This is a genomic window from Kitasatospora sp. NPDC058190 (genome assembly GCF_042883685.1).
GTDB lineage: Bacteria > Actinomycetota > Actinomycetes > Streptomycetales > Streptomycetaceae > Kitasatospora.
In genome coordinates this window covers 1-22,161 of record NZ_JBHVVI010000015.1, presented here as the reverse complement: position 1 = coordinate 22,161, position 22,161 = coordinate 1, and the positions used below count along the sequence as shown (strand labels likewise).

Sequence of the window (22,161 nt, the reverse complement as noted above, 5' to 3'; positions counted from 1 at the left end):
CCATTTCCGGCGGATCCTGCGGCAACAGGGAACAGCGGGCGAACCAGACATGTGGACGAACATCCTCCGCATATGAAGGTTCGCCGCCGCACCGACACAGTTCCCGGGCGATTCGGTGGCCACAGCACACTATCTGAGAGATCATCACGACAGAAGTGACGTGCGTCACATTGAATTGAACCCGGTTGTCGTACCGGGCAGTGCGTGATCGACTCAGTTGAGTGCGGGATGCCGAGAGCCCGCCGCGGGGAGAGTTGGGGGGTGTTTTCCATGGAGAAGCCGGTTCGCCTTTACAGCAAGGTCAACAAGTGACATCTCTGACTGTCATTTGAGTCCGTTCTGAACGGACCGGGGGGTCGGCCGTCATTCGGCCGGCCTCCCTCAGATTCCGTGCGAGCCATTGTCTAGCGGGGGTGTTCTGTGGAAATTGCCGACCGGATCATGAGGATTCTCTATGTGGGTGGGGAAGGGCTTCTCGCCTCGGATTCCTTCGGTCGTGTCCACCTGCTCGACGATGACCTCAACGTCATCCGATCCTCTCCCCGGGTGCCGAGCGGCCGTCCCCTCTACGGGCTGGCCGTCGCGGACGGCTGGGTGATCGGCAAGGACCGCATGGGGGCGCTACTGCGCTGGTCGCTCGACACTCTGGATCTTGTAAACCGGCTGGATCCGGCCACGGTGTGCGATCCGGCCAGGCTTGTGGAGCGCGAGGAGCCGACGCCCGTCAGCTCGCGCGGGATCGGCATCTGGAACGGCCGTGTCCACGTGACGAGTGGCTACCACCAGCAGATGCTCGTGCTCGATCTCGACACCTTCGAGGTTGTCGAGATCCGCGACAACATCTGCGGGACCAGTCCGATGGAGTGGGCCTCGACGGAGCACCCAACTCGCCATGCGATATCGGACAAGAGTGGAAACCTTCGTTTCGGCAGCTTCGAGACGCTGGAATTCCCGGACCTCGTGAAACTGGACGACGGGAACATCCACCGGGTCCGCTACGACGCGCGGTACGATCGCTTCTGGTGCACCCAGGACTTCGGCGAAGGCGAGACCGCGGACATCGCGAACGGCGTGGTCACGGTTTCCGTGGAGGGGGAGAAGGAAAGCGAATTCCTCTTCGCGCGGGACGACGTCGAGTTCGTCATATTCTCGCCCGACTACCTGCGCGCCTACTCGGGTGGATTCGACTCGGAACTGCACATTTTCGACAACTCGACGCGTGAGCTGCGCATAGAGCGAACTGTGAGCGGATTCTCGCACCAGCTCAGCGACATCACCATCAGTCCGGCCGGTGACGTTTTCGTGCTGTGCCAGGACGGTGAGATCGTCCGGCTGACCGAGGACGGGGAGTTCGTCCGAGGACTTGGCTACCGGCGTCAGGCGGTATGGGACATCCAGCCCTCGGTCGAGGACCCCGCCGTCCTGTACTGCGCCACCGACTCCGGTGTCGCGGTCGCGGAGGTCCGGCATCGGGTGAGCGGCCCGACGCTTGCTGTCGTCGAGGACCACCAGACGGGGCACGGCTTCACGCGCCGGGTTGCTCCGGTCGCCGGCGGCTGGGCGGGAGTCTCCCGGGACGGCCAGGTATTCCGGATGGCACGGGGCGGTGACCGCCTTTGGACGCGGTCCCTGCCGGGTTTGCTGCACACCATTGCCAGTTCGCCCTCAGGTGAGCGGCTGCTGATCGCCACCAATGCCGGCGGGATCGAACTCGACGCGGCGTCCGGCGAGCAAACCGCCGTCTACCAGGTGGACGGCCTCCCGGTGTGGACCGCCTGCTACCGCTCGGACGACGAACGGATCCTGGGCACACGTAACGGTGTCATCGCTGTCTTCGACGGGTCCTCCGACGAGCCGCGGTGGCGTCTCGACCAGGGCGAGTACCCGAAGCGGATGTGGACCCAAGACGACCTGCTCTACGTCGTCGGTGACGGGGGGCTGAAGGAGCTAGAGATCGGGATCGGCGTCCGGCGTCGTTGGTCCGAGCTGCTGTCCAACACCGCCGAGAACGCCACAGTCAGCGACGGCCTGGTGTGTGTGAGCTCCTATGGCATGCAGATCGCGGCCTACTCCCACGAAGGGGACGACTTCGTCGGGTTCCTGGAGGATCTGCAGGACTACCCCAAGGCGCTGACGATCGTCCGGGGCGCTGACGGCGCACCGTACCTGCTGGCGGGCTGCCGCACCGGTATCCTCTCGCTCTATCTGATGGACCGGCCGGTGAAGCGGGGTATCTTCGCCAAACTCGAGGATCGCTGGCTGCCGCGGCGTCCGGCGCAGTACCGCCTCGCCGTCACATCCCACGGAAAGTAGTTATGGCTGGGACCAAGCCGCCCGAGCTGGTTGAACCCGCTCCTTGGCGCGACCGTCGCTTCCGGGTCTTCGCGGCGGGCAACTTCGCCAACAACCTCGGCGAAGCGGCTTACAAGGTCGGCCTGCCCCTCTACGTGTACGACCTGACCGGCTCGCTGACCACCATGTCCCTGATGGCGGCACTTGCCCCGGCGATGCTGTTGATCAGCCCGTGGTTGGGCGCCGTCGTCGACCGCTGGGGATCGCGGGTCTTCGTCGTCCCTGGGCTGCTCGTGCAGCTCGGGGGTGCGCTGACCCTCAACCTGTTCGCCATGGGAGGCCACGTGTCGAACGTGGTCCTCTTCCCGCTGGCCGCAGTGGTCCAGCTCGGCGGAGAGATGTATCGCAGCGGCTGGATCGCCGGGGTGAAGGGCATGTTCCCGGACAACGCCGCTCGGTCCCGTGCCGTTCTCAGCAGCCTGTTCGTGACCTCCAACATCGTAGGTCCACTCATCGTCGCCGCCGGCGTCGGCCTCGTGGGCTACCTGGGGCTGCTGTGGTTCAACGTCGCGACCTTCCTCGCCCCGATCGCGGTCTGGCTCGTCGGGGTCCACCCGCCGGCGAAGAGCGGTCGGAGCTCGGCCGAACATCCGGGGCTGGTCCGGGACATCATCGACGGCTGGCGAATCATCAAGCAGGAGAAGCGGGTGATGTACGTTCAGATCACCGCGCTGCCTCTTCAGTTCGTCAGCGGTGTGGGCGTGGTCTCCCTCATGGTCTGGTACATGCGGAGCCATCTGGGAGTGTCGGCCAGCGGAGTCGGCATCGCCCAGGGCATCGCCAACACCGGAGCGCTCGCGGGCAGCATCTACATCGCTGCCCGGGCCACCGCGCGGCCCCGGGCGGTGCTGACTGCCGCCGTCGCGGTCATGACCGCCGCGCTGTTCCTCATGGTCGTCCCAGTCGCACCGGTGTTTGTGCTCAGCATGACGGCCTTTTTCACCATGCGGTCGGCGGTGACGGCGACCTGCGCGATGATCATCGTCAAGTACCTGCCCACAGATGTTCTCGGCCGCGCCGAGGGGCTCTTCAATCTGATCAGCGGAATTCCTCTGGTCGTGGCTCCGCTCATCATCCCCCTGGTGCGGGATGCCTGGGGAGACACCGCAGTCCTCCTCTTCCTCGGTAGTACCGCAGGGCTCGCCCTGCTGCTCTTGGCCCGTTTCTGGCGGGCCTGGGCCGACCAGGTGCCTGATTCTCTCGGCGCCGCATCCACTTCTGACCAGGGACTGCCCGCCACCTGACCGTGCCGGGCCTGCGAGAGCCCGACGTCACTGCCGACTTCGACGGTGCAGCCCTTCAGCAGCAAGGATTATCAGTATGCGCACAATTGACCTGCCGGCTCGTCAGGCTGGCCATGCTGCCCCCGTGACCCATGTGGCTTTCCAGGATGGCGGTCGCCGGGTGGCGACCTGCTCGTACGACGGCACCGTTCTGGTCTGGGACGCCAGTGACCCCGCCAGGCCGCAAGAGACCGCACGGCTGCGGCACCGCAGACTGGTCAACTCCTCGGCCTGGAACCCGGTCGACCCCGAGCTGTTGGCAACTGCCTCCGCCGATAAGACGGTTGGCGTCTGGCGCGTCCCCGAGGAGGGAGCCGCCGAGCTGCTGGGCGTCCTGGCCCGTCACACCGACGACATCAACTCGATCGCCTGGATGCCCGACGGACAGCGACTCATAGCGGTCTCCGAAGACGGCCGGGCGACCCTGTGGCACGCGCTCGACGGCACCTTCCTCGGCGAGGTGGGCTCCCACACCGCCCACTGCATGATGGTGTCGGTCAGTCCGCAGGGCCTGGTGGCGACCGTGGGAGAGGACGGCATGGTCGCCGTCAGCGCTCCGGACACCGCCCGCGACCCGCTGGTGCGGCGCTACGACTCCTCCGTGGAGGGGTGTGGCTGGTCCCGGTCCGGACAGATCCTGGCCATCGCCTGCGACGACGGCACGGTCGAACTGCTGACCCCGGAGCTGGAGCCGCTGCAGACGATCAAGGTCTCCCAGTCGGCCGCCCGCGCGGTGGCTTGGGCCGAGGACGACACCGTCTTCGTGGTGGGCGCCTACGACGGGTCCCTGCACTTCTTCGACACCGCCGGTACGGCCCTTCACCGCATCCATGACGCACGGGTCTGGCCCCGTTCGGTGTCGATCGCCAAGGGGATGGTGGCGACGGGCAGCTTCTGGAACGGCCCGCACCTGTTCGACATCACGTCCGCTGAGGCGATCAGCAGTCCGGAGGTGGCCACCCACGGCCCCAACGCCCTGGCGCGGGACGGCGGCGACCTCTTCGTCGGTTGTGACTCCGGCACCGTTCTCGCCGTCGGAATCGACGAACCCGCAGGCGGCCCGGTCCGCGCGCTCGCCCTCACCGACAGCCCCGTCCTGTCGCTGGCGGTGCGTGACGGCGTCCTGTACGCCGGCACCTACGCCGGGCACGTCATCCGTTACGAGGACGGCCGCGTTTCGGCCAGCGCTCAACTAGGCGCCCCCATTCCGTCGCTGTGCGACGACGGGGAGCAGATCGTCGCCGGTACCTACAATGGCGAACTGGTCGCCCTCGACCCCGCGACCCTCACGGTGGTCAGCCGCCACGCCCCGCACAGCGGCTCGGTGAAGTCACTGGCGGCCTTCGCCGACGGCTTTCTCTCCGCTGCCACGGACCGCACCATCGCAGTTGGGACGTTCCGGGACCGGCGAACGTTGTGGGAGCACGGGAATCTGGTCAACGCCGTAGCGGTCCTCGGCGGTGAGGTCGCCGCCAGCGCCTCCCGCGACCACACCGTCAAGGTCGGCCGGTTCAGCGGTCACCCCGAGCATCGGGTCCAGACCCTTCTGGGCCCCGATGAGTCGGTCAAGTGTGTCGCCGTGATCGGCTCCCCGGGAGCCCCGGTGGTCCTGGCCGGGTCCTACGACTTCGGGCTCTACGCCTGGAACGTGGACTGGCAGGACGGCACGGGCGCGCTGACCTCCGGCACCGTGGTGGCCGGGTTCGCCCAGGGTGTGTCCTGCCTGCTCGCCCTGGACGAATCGCGGGTCGCCGCCGCCGGCTGGGACGGGAAGATCGTGATCGTGGGGCTGGCCGAGGACGGCGCCGTCGGCATTCAGCGGACCCTGCACGTCAACGAGTTGGAGTCGCTCGCCCGCTCCTCCGGGAAGGTCGTGGCATGACCGAGCACGCACCGGTCACAGCCCAGACCGCGGCCGGCATCAGAGCCCGGGTCGACATCACCCTGACCAGGACGGGCGGTACCACCGCGGAGCTCATCACCTTCGCGGGGCTCCCGGACCCAGGGGAGCACATCGCGATCGTGGTCCCGGCACCGCCGACCGCGAAGCCCCAGACCCCGCTCGTCCGGCTGCACAGCGAATGCCTGACCGGAGACATCTTCGGTTCGGCCCGCTGTGACTGCGGCCCGCAACTGGACGAGGCGCTGACCAGGATGAGCGCCGAGGGCGGCATTCTGTTGTACCTGCGCCAGGAGGGGCGGGGCATCGGTCTGTACAACAAACTGGACGCCTACGTCCTCCAGGACCACGGAAACGATACCTTCCAGGCCAACCGGCTGATCGGCCGCGGTGAGGACGAGCGCGACTACGCGATGGCCGCCGCGATGCTCCGTGCCATGGAACTGGAGCGCATCCGGCTGCTCACCAACAACCCGGACAAGGTTCGGCAGCTCCGGGAACACGGGATCGTCGTCGAGGCGAGCATCCCCACACAGGTCCACCTCACGGCCGACAACGCCCGTTATCTCGAAGCCAAGGCTACCCACGGTGGGCACACGCTGGCCGTGAACCCTCCGTCCGCTCTGCAGGATGCCGCCGTCCCGAGGTTCGCATGAAACTGGAGAACGTCCCCCATTCCCCGCACTTCCGGGAGCACGCCGCGCTGGCTGCCCCGGAGGCCACCGCTCTCGGCGAGCCGGGCGCAGGACCGCTCGGTGCCCTGCCCCGTGCCGAGCTGGCCACTTTGGTGGAGAAGCCGCAGGCCACGCTCGCCGAGCGACTCGCCGCTGGCGGCATCCTCTCGGTGCTCGGTGACCCGCGCATCACCGCCAGCCCCGCCACCTGCTTCGTGGCCGGCGGCATGGTTGAGATCGGCCTGCCCACCACTGAGGTGGAGCAGGTCGTCGCCGCCTGGGAGCACGTCGGCGTCGAGACCAGCTGGATCATGAAGGAAACCCCGGTCTTCACCACCCGTCTCGACGCGTTCTGGATCGCCACCTATCTGGTCACCAACAGCGAGTACAGGACCTTCCTCCTGGACAGCGGTCACGACGACCGCCCCACGACCTGGTATCTAGGGGCCTATCCCCATGAGCGTGCCAACCATCCCGTGGCCGGCGTCCGGCCCGAGAGCGCTGATGCCTACGCCGCCTGGCTGAGCGGACGCACCGGCCATCCCTGGCGCCTTCCGACGGAGGCCGAGTGGGAGCACGCGGCGAAGGGAACGGACGGCAGGGCCTTCCCCTGGGGCGACGAGTTCGACGTTCGAGCGGCCAACACCCGTGAGGCGGGCATCCACACGACCACCCCCGTGGGTGCGTTCCCGCACGGCCGGTCGCCGTGCGGGGCACTGGACATGGGCGGGAACGTGGAGGAGTACGTCGCGGACGACTACCGCCCCTACCCGGGCGGCCAGGTGATCGAGGACCATCTGGTGGAGACGATGGGCAACTATCGGGTGGCCAGGGGAGGCAGCTTCTCCCGGTTCGGGGACCTGGCCCGGACCCGGCGCCGTCACGGGGCCTTTCCCGGGCCGCTGTATCCAGTCGGGTTCCGCCTCGCGACAAGTGAACAGCCGGCTCGGTGACCCCGACGCCCAGTCCGACCGAACGGCTCCTTGCCGGCTCACGGCAAGCGGCAGCATCCGCGTCACCCGTCTCGCCGAGCAGGTCGGCGTCTACGGGCAGCTCATCGCCACCTGCTTCAATCGTGTGCAGGTGGACGGGTTGGTCACCCGGACGGGGCACCGGCACGGCGCCCCCTACACCCTGACCGACGCCGGACAGGCCCTCAGCCCCGTCCGCGCAGCGGCGCAGCCGTGGGAGAACCGGCACTCGCCCGCGCCCAAGATCCAGGTGTCGACCATGACCCGCCCCCTCGGCGCCCCGGCCACCGGAGCGAACGCTGCCCGGACCGCGGCGGCCCTGCGGCGAAGCGCCGGCCCCTCCACGCTGTGGGGATGACCATCACTGACGCAGTCCATCAGGCCGTACTGAAGGTCCCCGCCTCGGCCTGGACCCCGGCCGTCGAACCCGGCGGGATCCGCGACGGCGCCGAGCTCGCCCGTGACGTCCCGGGCGGCCGGCCGACGGGCACCTGCCGGGCGTCGCCGTCGAAGGTGATGTACGGGTTGCGGGCGGAAGGCATGATTGATCCCCCTCCTGGGCTTTCCAGCGCTTCCCTGGGGGAATGTCTGCTCCGTAGGGAATGCCGGGCCGGGAGGGGCTCGGACGCCGGCGCGGCGGGCCCGCGCCCGCCGGCCACGCTGACCGGTGCCCGGACGGCCCTTCCGTTCGCGCAGCGCAACCGGCAGGATGGTCCGATTCGCGGCGGGCGGATCGCCGACTCCGCCGAACCTCACCGCCGCCTGCATTTCGGTGCGCCCGGTTCTTGTGGAACTCAGGAATTCGACGACGGTGTCCCGCCGGCGGGACAGAATGCCCGGCGTACGGCGTCGCCGCGCACCTTGAACGATCTTTCGGCCCGAAGATAAGGTTGGCCGAGCCAATAAATCGGTGCGGTGCAATGTTCGATAAATGCCTGTGTCGATTTTTCGCGATATCGCCGGAGGTAATCGACAGTAATGTCCACCGAGGTATTGGCTGTCGACGTCGGAAAAGCGGTCGACAGTGTCGATGAATGGCTGAATTCGTTTATTACGCAGCCGCACGAGGAACTCGGGCGGCCGGGTGCGGTCTGTCCGTTCGTGGCACCGGCGCGCCGGGCCGACGCGGTCGAGACGGTGGTGCGGCTGGTCGGTCCTGCCGCCGGACTGCTGCTGCTCAAGGAAATCATCCGGTGCGGTCTCGACGAGTTCCAGCAGCTCGCCTGGCACACGTCCAACCCGTCGCTGCGGGCGCTGTTCATCCTGCTGCCCGATCTGCAGCCGGGGGCGTACGGGCTGCTCGACGAGGCGCAGGCGCAGGTGAAGTCGGAGAGCGTCGATCGCGGAATGATGATCGGCCAGTTCCACCCGACCTGTGAGGAACCGGCGGCCCGCAATCCCGCCTTCATGGTCAGCCGGTCACCGGTCCCGCTGGTGGTCGTGCGGTCGATGGCGGTGCACGACATCCTGTTCCTCGGCGAGCGGGGGGACTGGTTCGCCGAGTACCACCGGCGCTTCGGGGAACGCTTCCGGCGTCAGGCCAAGGGGATCGACCCGCTGCTGATGACGCACTACCACAAGGCCCTGGCCCTGCACGGACCGACTGGCCCGCGCGTGGACCCGGACCCGGCCGGTCCCGGCGTCCCGCCACGGGCCCGGAAGGCGGCGGAGTGACCACCTCGGAGTCGGAGCAGGACCTGGCCGGCGCGGTGGCGGCGGGCTGCCCCTTCGGTGGCCCCACCACCGAGGCCGCCCCCACGGCCTACGCCGAGTACGCGCAGATGGACGCACTGCTGGCGCTCCAGCACCCCCGGACCGCGTCGCCCACCGAACCCGGCTTCATCATCATGAGCCAGGTCATGGAGCTGCTCTTCAAGCTTCTCCACACCGAATTCACCGAGGCCCGTGACCGCCTGTCCGACGACCAGCTGGGCGCGGCCCTGTGGACCCTCCGCCGCGCCACCCGGGTCCAGCAGGTCGCGCTGTCCTCGTGGGACTTCTTCAGCGCGATGACGCCGGGCGAATTCGCCGAGTTCCGCCACGTCCTCGGCACTGCCTCGGGTTTCCAGTCGGCCTCGTACCGCCGACTCGAATTCCTGCTCGGCAACAAGAACCCGCAGATGGTGCTGCCGCACCGCGAGGCGACCAGCCACGCGGCGGTGGCCCGGCAGCTCGGCGAGCCGAGCCTGTACGACGCGGTGCTGGCCCTGCTGCGCCGGCGCGGCCTCCCGGTCGCGGACGCCATCCTCGCGCGCCGGCCGGAGGCGCCGTACGAACCGCACGACAGTGTCGAGCTGGCCTGGCGCGAGGTGTACGCGGACGGCGGCGGGCACCACGAGCTGTTCCTGCTCGGGGAGGCGCTGACGGATGTCGCCGAGTCGTTCGCCCGATGGCGCTACACCCACCTCGTCGTCGTCCAACGGGTGCTCGGCGGCAAGCCGGGGACCGGCGGCACCAGCGGAGTGCCGTGGCTGGACCGCATCAGCGGACACCGGTTCTTCCCCGAACTGTGGTCGGTCCGGTCCGAGCTCTAGCCGGGCCGGTCCGACTTCGTGTCATCACATCAACAACCCATCCCACGAGGGAGCGCAACGTGCCCAAGGCCGACCCCGTCGACCACGACGGTCTGATCCGAATCCTCTTCGGCGCCTCCGCCTTCCAGCTCCTCAACGCGGGCTGCGAACTCGGTCTCTTCGCCCGGCTGGGCGAAGCCGGACCACTGACCGCCGAGCAGATCGCCGTCGGCCTGAAGCTGCAGCCCCGCGCGGCGGAGATCCTGCTGCTGGGCACGACCTCGCTCGGCCTGACCGTGCGCGAGGGCGACCACTACACCAACGCCGAGCTGATCGCCTCGATGATCGCCGACGACAGCTGGAGCATCATCGAGGACATCGTCCGGTTCGAGGACCGCATCACGATTCCCGCCGCGGCCGACCTGGCGGAGTCGCTGCGCCGGAACACCAACGTCGGTCTGCGGAGCATCCCGGGCGAGGGCGACGACCTCTACCACCGGCTGGCCTCGCAGCCGGAGCTGGAGGCGCTGTTCTACCGCTGCATGCGCTCCTGGTCGCGGCTGTCCAACCCGATCCTGGTCGACCGGGCGGAACTGGGCGGCGTGTCCCGGGTGCTGGACGTCGGCGGCGGTGACGGCGTGAACGCGATCGCCCTGGCGGAGGCCAACCCGGGGACGTCCTTCACGGTGGTCGACATGCCGGGGGCGCTCGACATCGCGCGTCGGAGGATCGCCGACCGCGGTCTGGAGGACCGGATCTCCGTGCAGGCCGGCGACATCTTCGCCGACGCCTTCCCCGGTGGCCACGACTGCGTGCTGTTCGCCAATCAGCTCGTCATCTGGTCGCCCGAGGAGAACGCGACCCTGCTCCGCAAGGCGTACGACTGCCTGCCGCCGGACGGACAGGTGCTCATCTTCAACGCCTTCTCCGAGGACTCCGGGGACGGCCCGCTCTATGCCGCGCTCGACAACGTGTACTTCGCCACCCTGCCGGCGGCGAGCAGCACCCTCTACCGCTGGGGACAGTACGAGGAGTGGCTGCGCCAGGTCGGCTTCCGGCGCGTCGAGCGGCTTCCCGGCGGGACGTGGACACCGCACGGTGTGCTGCGGGCGTGGAAGTAACGGAACCCGCCCCCGGAGCGACCCCCGCTTCGTCCGGCCGTTCGCTGCGGCCGGACGAAGCTTTCGCCGTCGTGCCGGGCTGTCCGGCCGACACGGACGGAGGTGCGGGCCGATGCCTAGTGCCGTGGCCGGATGGGTTCACCGGGTCGGCGGGTTGTCAGGCCACCTGGGTGAGGGGGCGTCCGCCGTAGCGGACGCCCTTTTCGCTGTGGGCGCGGGCACGTTCGCAGCGTTGGGCCTCGAGGAGGCCGGGGTCGCGGATGTGGGTGTTGCGCCAGCGCAGGTAGGCGTGCAGTGCGTGGGTCCGGATGGTGTGGTTGGGGTGGTCCGAGTTCGCGATGGTGGACTGCCGCAGCGGCCCGAAGCGCGCTTCGATCGGGTTGGCCCAGGACGTGCAGGACGTGCAGGTCGGGGTGAAGCACAGCTCGCGCCGGTTGCGGCGGGCCCAGCGGCGGATGCGACCGGCGGGTGAACGGTTGGCCGAGCACGTCGGGCGGGTGGCGGCTGTCTGCGCGACGAAGTCCTCGTCGTCAGTGCTGAGGCGGCGGGGACAGCCTCCCGCCCACCGAGCGTCCAGGTCGTCCCGCGACGCACGATGCGTTGCAGCCTGTGGCCCTCGTCCTCGGTCAGCCTGCGGACCATGACCGGTTCTGCTACCGAACCCCCGAACGGCGGTCGAATGCTGCGGCCATCCGACCGCCGTCAGGCGCCCCGAAGCCAACCGCTGACCCGGTGAACGTCTCCGGTCACAGCACTAGGATCCGGGCTGGTGGAGGCTGGCCAGCGCGGCCTCGTCGAGCGCCCGCAGCACCCACTGCTCGAACCTGTGGCCGGAGAGTTCGGCGGCCCGGCGCCACTGCCGCAGACGGTCGGCCGGGACGCTGAGCTTGGGCAGGATGTCCTTCGGCGGTTCTCCGCCGCTGTCGCGCTGACGGTGGGCGCGGATGTTCCTGCGCAGTTCGTTGCGCGACCAGTTGAACTCGTCGGCGAGATCGAGCCACTTGTCCTGCTCGCCGGGGGGGAGGGAGCTCACCTCGGCGTGGTGCTGAAAACTCAAGGTCTCGCGCCGGCGGTCCAGTTCGAATTTACGGGCGACCCAGGCATAGTTGCGGAGCGTCTGATAGTCGAGCCCGCACGTCTCGATGGCATGGAGGTATCGGTCGGAGAACTCCTGCTGGCCGTAGACCAGCCAATCGCCGAGACACCAGGCGGAGGAGTCGACGATACGTGAGATCTGCGAACCCGTACGCTGCCATCTCTCGAACGTCAGTGCGACTGGTATTCGCAGCCCGACCCGTGTAGTGAGGATCTCCTTCCCTTCCGGACCCTCATCGGTCCGGCTCCTTCGAAGGAGTGCGCTGGTCCGCGGGCGGCTGTGTTGAGCGCGGATGTCCACCGGGTGCTGCACAAGAACCTCTCTTCCGGCATCGGCTTGTCATCGTCCGTCATGGCCAAAGCGTGCTGGACATGCCCAAGGGTCTGCCCAGCGTTCGACGCCTGTTGCTAGTGGTCCGAGGGGAGTGCTTTCCGTGACGCAGGGGGGGAGGGGTAGCTGGCCGCGAAATAAACCTTGTCGACCGCGTTTAGGTTGTAGAACCCGGCGCGACGGCGTCCGACCTTTCGATGATCTGATCATATCAAGTATGCTTGGATATCGTATCGAGTGCAGAACATTGGCTGATTTGCCTCCTTTTGGCTATGGAGAAGGCGTGGGAGTTTCGTCGCGGGTGTGCGAAAGGAAAACGGGAGATGCTGCTCCAGCAGCATCTCCCGCTCGCCCGTAGCTCTTCTGTTGTCTACCCGCAAGAGACTTTCGGGTCAGCCCGACTGGGCGGCCTGTGCCTCGGCCAGGCGCTCCTGCGCCTCGGCCAGGTCCTCGGCGGTCGGCGCGTCGTCCTGGGTCAGCTTCAGGCGCCAGTAGCCCGAGAAATCGATCGTCTGCTTGGGCAGGCCGCGCTCGTCCGTCAGGTGCCGCCGGAGCTGCCGGACCGCGCCGGCCTCGCCGGCGAGCCAGGCGAAACCGTTTCCCTCCGGCAGTTCGGCCGCCCGGATCGCGCGCGCCAGCGCATCGCTGTGCCCGGGCTCGGCCGCGCCGCGGTGCAGCCAGGTCGTGGTCAGATCGCCGTCGGTGTGGAACGACTGCTCGTCGGCCGCGTCCTGGATCTCCACGAACGCGAACGCGCGCTTGCCGGCCGGCAGGCTCTCGATGATGGTCGCCATCCCGGGGATCGCGGCGTCGTCACCGGCCAGCAGCACCCAGTCCGCCTCGTCGACCGACGCCGACAGCGCCTTCGGACGTGCGAAGTAGTCCGTCGGCCCGAAGGCGCCGAGCAGGTCGCCCTCCTTGGCGTTGATCGCCCACTGCGTGGCCGGCCCGGCGTGCTGGTGCAGGACGAAGTCGAAGCTGATCGAGTCGGTGGCGGGGTCGTGCGCCCGGATCGTGTAGCTGCGCATCCATGGCCGTTCGTTCTCCGGGATGGCGCTGTACGCCTGGTACCACGACATGAGGTCGGTGCTCTCGGTGGCCTCCGGCAGGAGCGGCCGGGGCTGTCCGTGGCGTGGGAAGTAGAGCTTGACCTGCTGGTCCGCCTCCTTCAGGGAGAAGCCGCGCAGATCCTCACTCGTGAGCGTGATGCGCGCCATGTGCGGGGTGATCTGCTCTGTCCGGCTTACCTGGAGTAGCCAGATCGGCAAGCTGTTCATGGATTCCTTCGCGCGATCGGGGCGGGGGACGTGACGAGGGGGCCCGAGGTTCGGCAAACGCTGCCGCCTGCCCAATTGCTCCTCCCCTCCGGAGCGTATTCGTCACGATACTTTACACCATAAGGATTTGCAATGTCGGTCCGGCGCCGGTCCCCGTCCGTGGACGGGGACCGGGAGGTCAGGCGCGGTCCGGGTGGTCGGCCAGCTTCCCCGCGACCAGCCGGCCGATCGCCTCCAGCGAGACGTCCCGGTTGAGCAGCGTGCCGTGCTCGCCCGGCAGCGCGTGCGTCTCGATGCGCCCGTCGACGTGCGGCGTCCACGCCTCGCGGGTCACCGCCGGGTCCTGCTGGTCGGTCGCGGTCAGCAGGAGCAGGTCGCCGGCCAGCCGTTCCGGGACGTAGTCGACGAGCAGGTGCGTGTTGTTGGCCGAGATCTCCATGATCGCCCGCAGCTGCTCCTCCCGGAGGTTCGCCAGCGCGCTGCCCCGCTCCCGCAGGATCTCCATGGTCCGCGCGAAGGTCAGCCGCTCCCCGTCGCGGAGCTCGAACGACTCGTCGACCAGCCCCACGAGGTAGTTGAGGTGCTCGTGCAGATCCTCCTCGTCCAGCTCCGGGACGTCGGCATGGGTGAGCCCTTTCCAGCCCGGGGCGGCGTCTATGACGGCCAGCACCCCCAGGGACTCCCCGCGCCGCTGCAGCTCGACAGCCACCGCGTACGCTGCCAGGCCGCCCATCGACCAGCCGAGCAGGTGGTAGGGGCCCGCGGGCTGCACCCGTTGGATCTCGTCCGCGTAGTCGACCGCCATCTCCTCCAGCGTCGTCGGCCGGGGCTCCGGCCCGCCGAGGCTGCGCGCCTGGATGCCGTACACCGGCCGGTCCGCGTCCAGGTGCTTCAACAGGCCGGCGTACGACCAGCTGATCCCGCCGCCCGGGTGCACGCAGAACAGCGCCTCGCGCTCGCCGCGCGGGCGCAACGGCAGCATCACCTCGAACCCGTCGCTCGTCTCGCCGGTGTCGAGCCGCTGGGACATGCCGGCCGGGGTGGGCGTCTCGAACAGCGCCCGCAGGCCCAGCTCCACGCCGAAGGCCGTACGGATCCGGGCCTTCAACCGAGCGGCCAGCAGCGAATGCCCGCCCAACTGGAAGAAGTCGTCGTCGACCTGGACCCGCGGCAGGCCGAGCACCTCGGCGAACAGCTCGCACATCACCTGCTCCTGCGGCAGCTGGGGAGCGCGGCCGTCGGGTCCGGAGCCGAGATCGGGCGCCGGCAACGCCGCGCGGTCCAGCTTGCCGTTGGCCGTGAGCGGGAGCCGGCTGATCGGCACCACCGCGCTCGGCACCATGTACGCCGGCAGGTGGAGCCGGGCGTGGTCGAGCAGGCCGGCCACCAGCGCGCCGGCCGCCCGTGCGGTCAGGGGCGCCCGGACCCACGGGGTGAGCGGAGCGGCAGGGTCGAGCGGGGTCCGCGGCCGGTACAGATCGACCACCGGGGCCGCTGTGTCCGGCCCGGTGAACACCACGTCGAGCCGGCCGGGGTCGGCTCCCCAGGTCACGTGCGCGGCGAGCCCGAGCCGGTCGGCCAGGGCATGCAGCGCCGCGAGCGGCGGGGCGTCGACGGGCAGGTCCGGGTCCTGCTCGTGGACCGCCGCCGTCACGGCCGCATCCTCGGCGAGACGCTCGTTGGGCACGCCCGTGACGCGCACCGGCGCCGGCACCCGGGCGAGCGCCTCCGCCAGCCCGGCCGTCTTGGTCCGGTCGGACCACTCGACGACGGGAGCGTCCAGCGCCGAAATGACCGGCCCGCCGCCCTCCTTGAAGAGCGTCACGTCATAGCGATACCGGGTCAGTTCGTTGGGGAAGGTGCCGCCCTTGACCTCGACCCGGGCGCCCGCGAGGCCGGGGACGTGCCCGCCGAGCGCGCCGAACAGCTCCGGCGCGACGAGTAGTTCCTTCTCCAGTACCAGGGCGCGCTCGATCGCCCGCCGCAGGTTCGCGCGGTCGTGCCGGTCGCGGACCTTGTGGGCCAGGGTCGCGGAGGTCAGCATGCGGTGCAGATGCAGGTTCCGCACGTCGCCGACGAACAGGGCGCCGCCCGGGGCCAGCAGCCGCATCGACGCCTCGATCACCTCCAGCAGGTACTTGGCGCTCGGGAAGTACTGCACGATCGAGTTGAGCACGATCGTGTCGAAGTACCCCTCGGGCAGCTCCGCGGTGTCGTGGGCCGCCAGCACCCGCAGCCGGACCTTGTCCCGCAGTTCCGGATCCTGCGCCAGGTGCCCCCGCATTGTGTCGATGACCACCGGCGAGAAGTCCGTCGCCCAGTACTCCTGCGCGTCCCGGGCGAGCCGGGAGAGCAGCAGGCCCGTGCCGGTGCCGATCTCCAGCACGCGGCGCGGCCGCAGCCGCCGGATCCGGGCGACGGTCTCCCGGCGCCACTCCTGCATCTGCTCCAGCGGGATCGGCGCGGAGTCGTAGCTGCTGTTCCAGCCGGAGAAGTCCTCGCCGAACTCGGCCACCGGCGAGGTGTACAGGGATTCGTAGATGCCCTGCCACTCGTCGACTTGGTGGTGCTCGGCGGCCTCGTCCCGGGCCGCGGCCTCGGGGTCGGCGACCACGTAGGCCACCAGGCGCGGGTCACCCGGCCGGTCCTCCCGGACCAGCGCCGCCACCTGCCGCACCGCCGGGTGGCGCAGCAGCACGCTCTCCACCTCGCCCGGCTCGATGCGGAAGCCTCGCAGCTTGACCTGGTCGTCCCCGCGCCCGACGTAGTCCAGTGCGCCGTCCGCCGTCCACCGGACCAGGTCGCCGCTCCGGTACATCCGGGCGCCGGGCTTGCCGGACGGGTCGGCGACGAAGCGCCAAGCGGTCAGGCCCGGTCGGCTGAGGTAGCCGCGGGCGAGCCCGGTGCCGGCGATGTACAGCTCGCCGACCACGCCCGGCGGCACCGGCCGCAGCTCTGGATCCAGGACATACAGCCGGGTGTTGGCCATCGGCCGTCCGATCGGCACGGACGCCGCGTCCTCGGCCAACTCGTGGACGGGCCAGCTCGCCGCGAAGGTGGTCGTCTCGGTCGGCCCGTACCCGTTGACCACGAGCAGGCCGGGGCAGATCGCCCGCACCGTGAGCACCGCGTGCGGCGACACCGCCTCGCCGCCCGTCCACACCTGCCGTACCCCGGCCAGGCACTCCGGCAGGCCCTCAGCGACCAGGTTGAACAGCGAGCTGGTCAGCCACAGGCCGGTGATCCGGTGCCGGACGATCGTGTCGCCGAGTACGTGCAGGTCGAGCTCGCCATCCGGGGCCACCACCACGGTGCCGCCGGTGAGCAGCGGCACCCACAGCTCGTAGGTGGACGCGTCGAACGTCGGCGAGGAGTGCAGCAGCACCCGCTGCTGGGCACCACCCTGCCAGCGCGGGTCGCCCGCCAGCTCGGCGACGTTGCGGTGCGTGACGCCGACGCCCTTGGGCCGGCCGGTGGAGCCGGAGGTGTACATCACGTATGCCAGGTCCTCCGGGCCACAGCCGCCGGGAACCGTGGCCGGCGCGGGCACCTCCTGGCCCCGGAGGAAGCCCTCGTCGAGGTCGGTGCCGACGAGGACGACCGTGGTGCCCTCGGGGAGCGATCCGGGCGCCGGCGTCCGGTCGGTGACCAGCACCCGCGCCCCCGTCTCCGCCAGCATCATACGGGTCCGCGCCGCCGGGTACCTCGGGTCCAGCGGGACGTAGGCGGCCCCCGTCCTGAGGATCGCGAGGACGGCGGCGACCAGCCCGGGGGAGCGGGGCAGGAGGAGCGCCACGGTACCGGCCCGGCGCACACCCCGGCCCGCCAGCAGCGCCGCGAGCTCCTCGGCGGCGTCGCGCAGCGCGCGGTAGCCGACCTCGGTGCTGCCGTGCACCACCGCGGGCGCCTCCGGGTGCGCGGCCACCTGCTCGTCGAACAGTTCCGGCAGGCTCCGCTCGACCGTCGGCCGGGCAGAGTCGTGGTACTCCTCCAGCAGCTGGCTTTCCCGGTCGGTGAGCAGGTCCGCCGACCCGATCGCGCGGTGCGGCGCCGACACCAGGGACGTCAACAGCCGCGTCCACCGGTCGAACAGTCCGGTCACCGTCGCGGCGTCGTACAGGTCGCTCGCGTACTCGACGACGCCGGTGATGCCGCCCGCCGAACCGTCCTGGCCGCGCTGCTCGACAAGGCTGAAGAACAGGTCGAACTTCGAGGTGCCGGTGCGCCCCGGCGCGATGTCCACGCGCAGTCCGGGGAGTTGGAAGGAGCCGGCCGGCGCGTTCTGGACGGCCAGCATGGTCTGGAAGAACGGGTGCCGGCCGAGCGAGCGCGGCGGGTTGAGCTTCTCCACCAGGTACTCGAACGGCACGTCCTGGTGGGCGTACGCGCCCAGCGCGGTGTCCCGCACCCGGGCGATCAGCTCGTGGAAGTCGGGCCGCCCCGAGGTGTCGGTGCGCAGGACCAGGGTGTTGACGAAGAAGCCGATGAGGTCGTCGAGTTCCTGGTCGGTCCGCCCGGCGATCGGGCTGCCGATCGGGATGTCCTCGCTGCCGCTGAGCCGCGACAGCAGGACGGCGAGGCCCGCCTGCAGCACCATGAAGACCGTGGCGCCGGACTGCCGTGCCAGGTCCGCGATCTGCCGGTGCAGCTCCGCGTCGATGCCGACCGTGACGTAGTCGCCCCGGTAGGAGGCGACGGCCGGGCGCGGCCGGTCGGTGGGCAGCAGCAACTCCTGCGGGATGCCCCGCAGTCGGCGGGTCCAGTAGTCCAGCTGGGTGGAGAACAGGCTGCCGGCGTCGCCCTGGTCGCCCAGCAGGTCGTTCTGCCAGAGCGTGTAGTCGGCGTACTGCACCCGCAGCGGCGCCCACGACGGCGCCTCGCCCCGGCAGCGTGCCTCGTACGCGTCGGCCAGGTCGCGGGCCAGCGGGTTCAGCGACCAGCCGTCGCCGGCGATGTGGTGCACCACGAGCAGCAGGACGTGCTCCTGGGCGGAGAGCGTGAACAGGTGCACCCGCAGCGGCGGTTCACCGGCCAGTTCGAAGCCCCGCTGGGCTGCGGCGTCCAGCAGCGCGGACAGGCCCTCGTGGTCGGTGGCGACCGTGTCGACCACCGGCGCCGCCTCGACGGGGTCCAGCACCAGTTGGCGCGGCACCCCGCCGTCCTCCGGGAAGACGGTGCGCAGGCTCTCGTGGCGCGTCACCAGGTCGGAGAGCGCGGCCCGCAGCGCGGCCCCGTCCAGCGAACCGGTCAGCCGCAGCGCGAGCGGGATGTTGTACGTCGCGCTCGGGCCCTCCAGCTTGTGGATGAACCACAATCGCCGCTGGGCGAAGGACAGCGGCAGCGGCTCCGCCCGCCGCTGTTTGGTGAGCCGCAGCCGGCTGGGTGCGGCGGTGTCCAGGCCGGTGGCCACCGCCGCGGGGGTCGGGTGCTCGAACAGGGCACGCAGGGCGAGTTCCACGCCGAACGTGGCCCGGATCGCGGCGATCAGCCGGGTGGCGAGCAAGGAGTGCCCGCCCAGCTCGAAGAAGTTGTCGTCGGCGCCGACCCGGGGGAGCCCCAGGACCTGGGCGAACAGCTCGCACAGGATCTGCTCCTGCGGGGTGCGCGGATCGCGTCCGGTGCCGCCCGTGGACAGCGACGGAGCGGGGAGCGCGGCGCGGTTCAGCTTGCCGTTGGCGGTCAGTGGCAGCGCGCTGATCGGCACGAACGCACTGGGCACCATGGGGGCCGGCAGTACCTCCTCGACGTGCCGGCGCAGCCGCGCCATCAGGTCGCCGCTGGTGCGCGGCGCCATCGGATCGTTGGTGAGACTCGACAGCGGGGTGCGCGGGCCGGGCCTAGGCACCGGCAGGCCGGTGCCGGTGAGCGGAGCGTCCCCGACCGCCAGGACGACGTCCACCAGCCCAGGGTGCGACGACCAGGCGGCCGCCGTGCGGTAGCCCAGCTCGGCGCCGAGCCGGTGCAGATCCGCAAGGTCGACGGTGGGGGAGGGCGCGACCGGCGTGTCCCCGGTGCGCATCGCCTCGGCGAGGGTCAGCTCGGCGGCGACCCGGTCGTTCGGGACGCCGGTCAGCCGCAGCCGCTGCGGCCGGTGCCCGGTCAGGTGGGCGCGGACGGCCGCCAGATCACCCAATGCGTCCCAGGCCAGCGTGGGAGCGTCGCGCACGTCGGTGGTCGGCGCGCCCCGCCGGTGCAGAGTCACGTCGTAGCGGTACCGGCTCAGCTCGTTGTCGTAGCCGCCCTCCTTGAGCGACACGCCCACGGCGGCGACGTCGGGGAGCCGCTCGGCGACGACGGCGAAGAAGTCGGGGTCGACGAGGAGTTCCTTCTCCGTGATGAGGTCGTACTCGACCTCGCGGCGCAGCGCGGTGAGGTCCGGCGGGCCGGCCGTCCGGTGGGCGTGGATGCCGGCCCGCAACGCCCGCAGCAGGCGGGCGTTGCGGACGTCACCGACGAACAGCGTGCCGCCGGGGGCGAGCAGCCGGACGGCGGTGGTGAGGACCTCGACCAGGTAGTCGGAACTGGGGAAGTACTGGGCGACGGAGTTCAGGACGACGGTGTCGAAGTGCCCGGCGGGCAGCCCCGCCGGATCGTGCGCGGCCTGCACCCGGAGGGTGACCCGCTCGCGCAGCTCCGCATCCGCCGTGACGTGCTGGTCGAGGTCGCCGATGACGTGGTCGGAGAAGTCCGTGCCCCAGTACTCCTCGCACGCCGGCGCGACCTGGGACAGCAACAGCCCGGTGCCGACGCCGAGTTCGAGCACTCGGCGGGGCTTGAGGTCGAGGATCCGCCGCACCGTCTGCGCGCGCCACTCGCGCATCTCCGCGAGTGGGATCGGCTCGTCGGTGTAGCTGCTGTTCCAACTGGCGAAGTCCTCGCCCAGCGGAGCCTTCGCGGCCCCGGCGTAGACCGAGTCGTAGAGCACCCGCCAGTCCTCCAACTGGCGCTGTTCCAAGCCGTGTTCGCGGGAGACGGCCGCGCTGTCGGCCACCACGTAGGCCACCAGCCGCTGGTCGCCGGGGCGGTCCTCCCGGACGGTGACGGCGGTCTGGCGCACGCCGGGGTGATCGGCGAGGGTGCGCTCGATCTCGCCGAGTTCGATGCGGAAGCCGCGCAGCTTGACCTGGTCGTCGGAACGGCCGAGATACTCCAGCTCGCCGGCGGGCGTCCAGCGGGCCAGGTCGCCGGTGCGGTACATCCGCTCGCCCGGGCCACCGTGGCGGCAGGCCACGAACCGGGAGGCCGTCAGGCCGGACCGGCGCAGGTAGCCGTGCGCCAGTCCCGTCCCGGCCAGGTAGAGATCCCCGACGACACCGGGCGGCACCGGCCGCAGTCGCTCGTCGAGGACGTATGCCCGGGTGTTGTCGATCGGCGTGCCGATCAGCGGCGGCCGCGCGCCCGTCTCGGTGCTCGCGGTTGACCAGACGGTCGTCTCCGTCGGTCCGTACAGGTTGGTGACCGGCCCCAGGCCGGCCAGCGCCGAGGCGAGCCGCTCGGGGAGGGCCTCGCCGCCGGTGAGGATGCGCAGTCCGCGCAGCGGCGCGGGATCGTGTGACACCAGCGTCTGCCAGACCGCTGGCGTCGCCTGCACGACGGTGATGCCGTGTTCGGACACCAGGTTCAGCAGCGCCGACGGCTGCGGCACCGCGTCGCGGGGCGCGAGGACGACCCGCGCGCCGCTGATCAGCGGCAGGTACAGCTCCAGCGCCGCGATGTCGAACGCGACCGTGGTCACCGCGAGCAGGGCGTCCTCGGGCGTGAGGGGGACCAGCCGGTCCATGGCGTTCAGGAAGTTGGCCAGCGCCAGGTGCGGCACCACCACCCCCTTGGGCGTGCCGGTCGACCCGGAGGTGTAGATGACGTACGCCGGGTGCTGGGGCGCCACGGTGATCTGCGGTGGGGTGTCCGGCCGGGCGCTCAGGGCGGCCAGGGTTCGCGGCTCGTCGAGCGGGACGCGCACGGGGCCGTCGCCGGCGGGGATCGCCTCGGCGGTGGCCCGGGTGGTGAGCAGCACGGCGGGGCGGGCGTCGCGCAGCATGAAGTCCAGCCGCGACGCGGGATACTCCGGGTCGAGCGGGAGGTAGGCCGCCCCGGTCCTCAGCACCGCCAGCAGCGCGACGGGAAGCTCCACCGTCCGCGGCAGCGCGACGGCCACCAGCGTGCCCGGACCGCCGCCGTGCGCCAGGATCTCGTGCGCCAGCCGGTTGGCCTGCCGGTCCAGCTCCCGGAACGTCAGCGTGGCGCCCTCGGCCACGACGGCGACGGCGTCGGGCGTCGCCGTCACCTGCTCGGCGAGCAGCTGCGGCAGCAGGGCGGGTGCGACGGGGACCTCGGTGTCGTTCCAGGACCGCAGGACCCGGCCGCGCTCGGCAGCGGTCAGCACCTCGACGTCCGTGATCGGCCGCTCGGGGGCGTTGACGATCGTGGTCAGCAGGCGCACCCACCGGTCGAACAGGGCCCGTACGGTGTCCGGTTCGTACAGATCACTGGCGTACTCGACGGCGCCGTGGATGCCGGCCGGCGCCCCGTCGGCGGTCCTCCGCTCGACGAGGCTGAAGAACAGGTCGAACTTGGCGGTGCCGGTGCGGGCCTGGCCGACCTCGACCTCCAGGCCGGGCAGCTCGAAGCGGCTCTCGGGGGCGTT

At 70.4% G+C, this 22,161-nt stretch carries 13 protein-coding genes and 1 pseudogene; 9 read left to right on the top strand and 5 right to left on the bottom strand.

What is annotated here, in order from left to right:
- Positions 1 to 420: 420 nt before the first annotated feature.
- The 6 genes from ACFVWU_RS09600 (at position 421) to ACFVWU_RS09575 (ending at position 7,538) form a co-directional block, all read left to right on the top strand.
- Complete coding sequence (locus ACFVWU_RS09600) at positions 421 to 2,313, top strand: WD40 repeat domain-containing protein (RefSeq protein WP_387617518.1); 1,893 nt, start codon at positions 421 to 423, stop codon at positions 2,311 to 2,313.
- A 2-nt stretch (positions 2,314 to 2,315) separates the two neighbouring features.
- Positions 2,316 to 3,596 carry an MFS transporter gene (locus ACFVWU_RS09595; RefSeq protein ID WP_387617516.1) on the top strand — a complete coding sequence of 427 codons (1,281 nt, stop codon included), beginning with the start codon at positions 2,316 to 2,318 and terminating at the stop codon, positions 3,594 to 3,596.
- Between the two features lie 76 nt (positions 3,597 to 3,672).
- Positions 3,673 to 5,517, top strand: coding sequence for a WD40 repeat domain-containing protein (locus ACFVWU_RS09590; protein WP_387617514.1), 1,845 nt, complete (start codon positions 3,673 to 3,675; stop codon positions 5,515 to 5,517).
- The gene (ribA, locus tag ACFVWU_RS09585; protein WP_387617512.1) at positions 5,514 to 6,191 is read left to right on the top strand and encodes a GTP cyclohydrolase II RibA; all 678 of its coding nucleotides are present in this window, start codon (positions 5,514 to 5,516) and stop codon (positions 6,189 to 6,191) included. The genes ACFVWU_RS09590 and ribA overlap by 4 nt, the downstream gene beginning before the upstream one ends.
- Positions 6,188 to 7,162, top strand: coding sequence for a formylglycine-generating enzyme family protein (locus tag ACFVWU_RS09580; protein ID WP_387617510.1), 975 nt, complete (start codon positions 6,188 to 6,190; stop codon positions 7,160 to 7,162). The genes ribA and ACFVWU_RS09580 overlap by 4 nt, the downstream gene beginning before the upstream one ends.
- On the top strand, positions 7,143 to 7,538 hold the full coding sequence (locus ACFVWU_RS09575; RefSeq protein ID WP_387617508.1) for a hypothetical protein: 396 nt from the start codon (positions 7,143 to 7,145) through the stop codon (positions 7,536 to 7,538). Before ACFVWU_RS09580 ends, ACFVWU_RS09575 begins: the two co-directional genes overlap by 20 nt.
- 19 nt (positions 7,539 to 7,557) lie before the next feature.
- Here ACFVWU_RS09575 and ACFVWU_RS09570 read toward each other — a convergent pair whose 3' ends face one another.
- A complete protein-coding gene (locus ACFVWU_RS09570) occupies positions 7,558 to 7,722 on the bottom strand; it encodes a hypothetical protein (protein ID WP_387617506.1) in 165 nt (54 codons plus the stop codon).
- A gap of 436 nt (positions 7,723 to 8,158) precedes the next feature.
- On the opposite strand from ACFVWU_RS09570, the gene ACFVWU_RS09565 reads away from it, so the two are divergent.
- Genes ACFVWU_RS09565 through ACFVWU_RS09555 form a run of 3 tightly spaced genes read left to right on the top strand, consistent with a single transcriptional unit; the run spans position 8,159 to position 10,814 of the window.
- Positions 8,159 to 8,854 carry a DUF6875 domain-containing protein gene (locus tag ACFVWU_RS09565; RefSeq protein ID WP_387617504.1) on the top strand — a complete coding sequence of 232 codons (696 nt, stop codon included), beginning with the start codon at positions 8,159 to 8,161 and terminating at the stop codon, positions 8,852 to 8,854.
- Positions 8,851 to 9,714, top strand: coding sequence for a tryptophan 2,3-dioxygenase (locus tag ACFVWU_RS09560; RefSeq protein ID WP_387617502.1), 864 nt, complete (start codon positions 8,851 to 8,853; stop codon positions 9,712 to 9,714). The genes ACFVWU_RS09565 and ACFVWU_RS09560 overlap by 4 nt, the downstream gene beginning before the upstream one ends.
- 59 nt (positions 9,715 to 9,773) lie before the next feature.
- Positions 9,774 to 10,814: a methyltransferase gene (locus ACFVWU_RS09555; protein WP_387617500.1), complete on the top strand. Its 1,041-nt coding sequence runs from the start codon at positions 9,774 to 9,776 to the stop codon at positions 10,812 to 10,814.
- A 157-nt stretch (positions 10,815 to 10,971) separates the two neighbouring features.
- Here ACFVWU_RS09555 and ACFVWU_RS09550 read toward each other — a convergent pair.
- From ACFVWU_RS09550 to ACFVWU_RS09535, 4 genes and pseudogenes are all read right to left on the bottom strand, one after another.
- Positions 10,972 to 11,274, bottom strand: a pseudogene (locus ACFVWU_RS09550) (IS630 family transposase); the annotation flags it as partial.
- Between the two features lie 294 nt (positions 11,275 to 11,568).
- Entirely contained in the window at positions 11,569 to 12,210 is a 642-nt protein-coding gene (locus ACFVWU_RS09545) for an LmbU family transcriptional regulator (protein WP_387617498.1), read from the bottom strand.
- Positions 12,211 to 12,632: 422 nt separating this feature from the next.
- Positions 12,633 to 13,517 carry a siderophore-interacting protein gene (locus ACFVWU_RS09540; RefSeq protein WP_387617496.1) on the bottom strand — a complete coding sequence of 295 codons (885 nt, stop codon included), beginning with the start codon at positions 13,515 to 13,517 and terminating at the stop codon, positions 12,633 to 12,635.
- 178 nt (positions 13,518 to 13,695) lie between these two features.
- Positions 13,696 to 22,161: amino acid adenylation domain-containing protein (locus tag ACFVWU_RS09535; protein ID WP_387617494.1), on the bottom strand; the 8,466-nt coding region annotated here is incomplete at its 5' end.

Coding starts and splice junctions, on each gene's coding strand:
- ACFVWU_RS09595 (WP_387617516.1), top strand. CDS start 2,316: ATGGCTGGGACCAAGCCGCCCGAGCTGGTTGAACCCGCTCCTTGGCGC.
- ACFVWU_RS09590 (WP_387617514.1), top strand. CDS start 3,673: ATGCGCACAATTGACCTGCCGGCTCGTCAGGCTGGCCATGCTGCCCCC.
- ribA (WP_387617512.1), top strand. CDS start 5,514: ATGACCGAGCACGCACCGGTCACAGCCCAGACCGCGGCCGGCATCAGA.
- ACFVWU_RS09580 (WP_387617510.1), top strand. CDS start 6,188: ATGAAACTGGAGAACGTCCCCCATTCCCCGCACTTCCGGGAGCACGCC.
- ACFVWU_RS09570 (WP_387617506.1), bottom strand. CDS start 7,722: ATGCCTTCCGCCCGCAACCCGTACATCACCTTCGACGGCGACGCCCGG.
- ACFVWU_RS09565 (WP_387617504.1), top strand. CDS start 8,159: ATGTCCACCGAGGTATTGGCTGTCGACGTCGGAAAAGCGGTCGACAGT.
- ACFVWU_RS09540 (WP_387617496.1), bottom strand. CDS start 13,517: ATGAACAGCTTGCCGATCTGGCTACTCCAGGTAAGCCGGACAGAGCAG.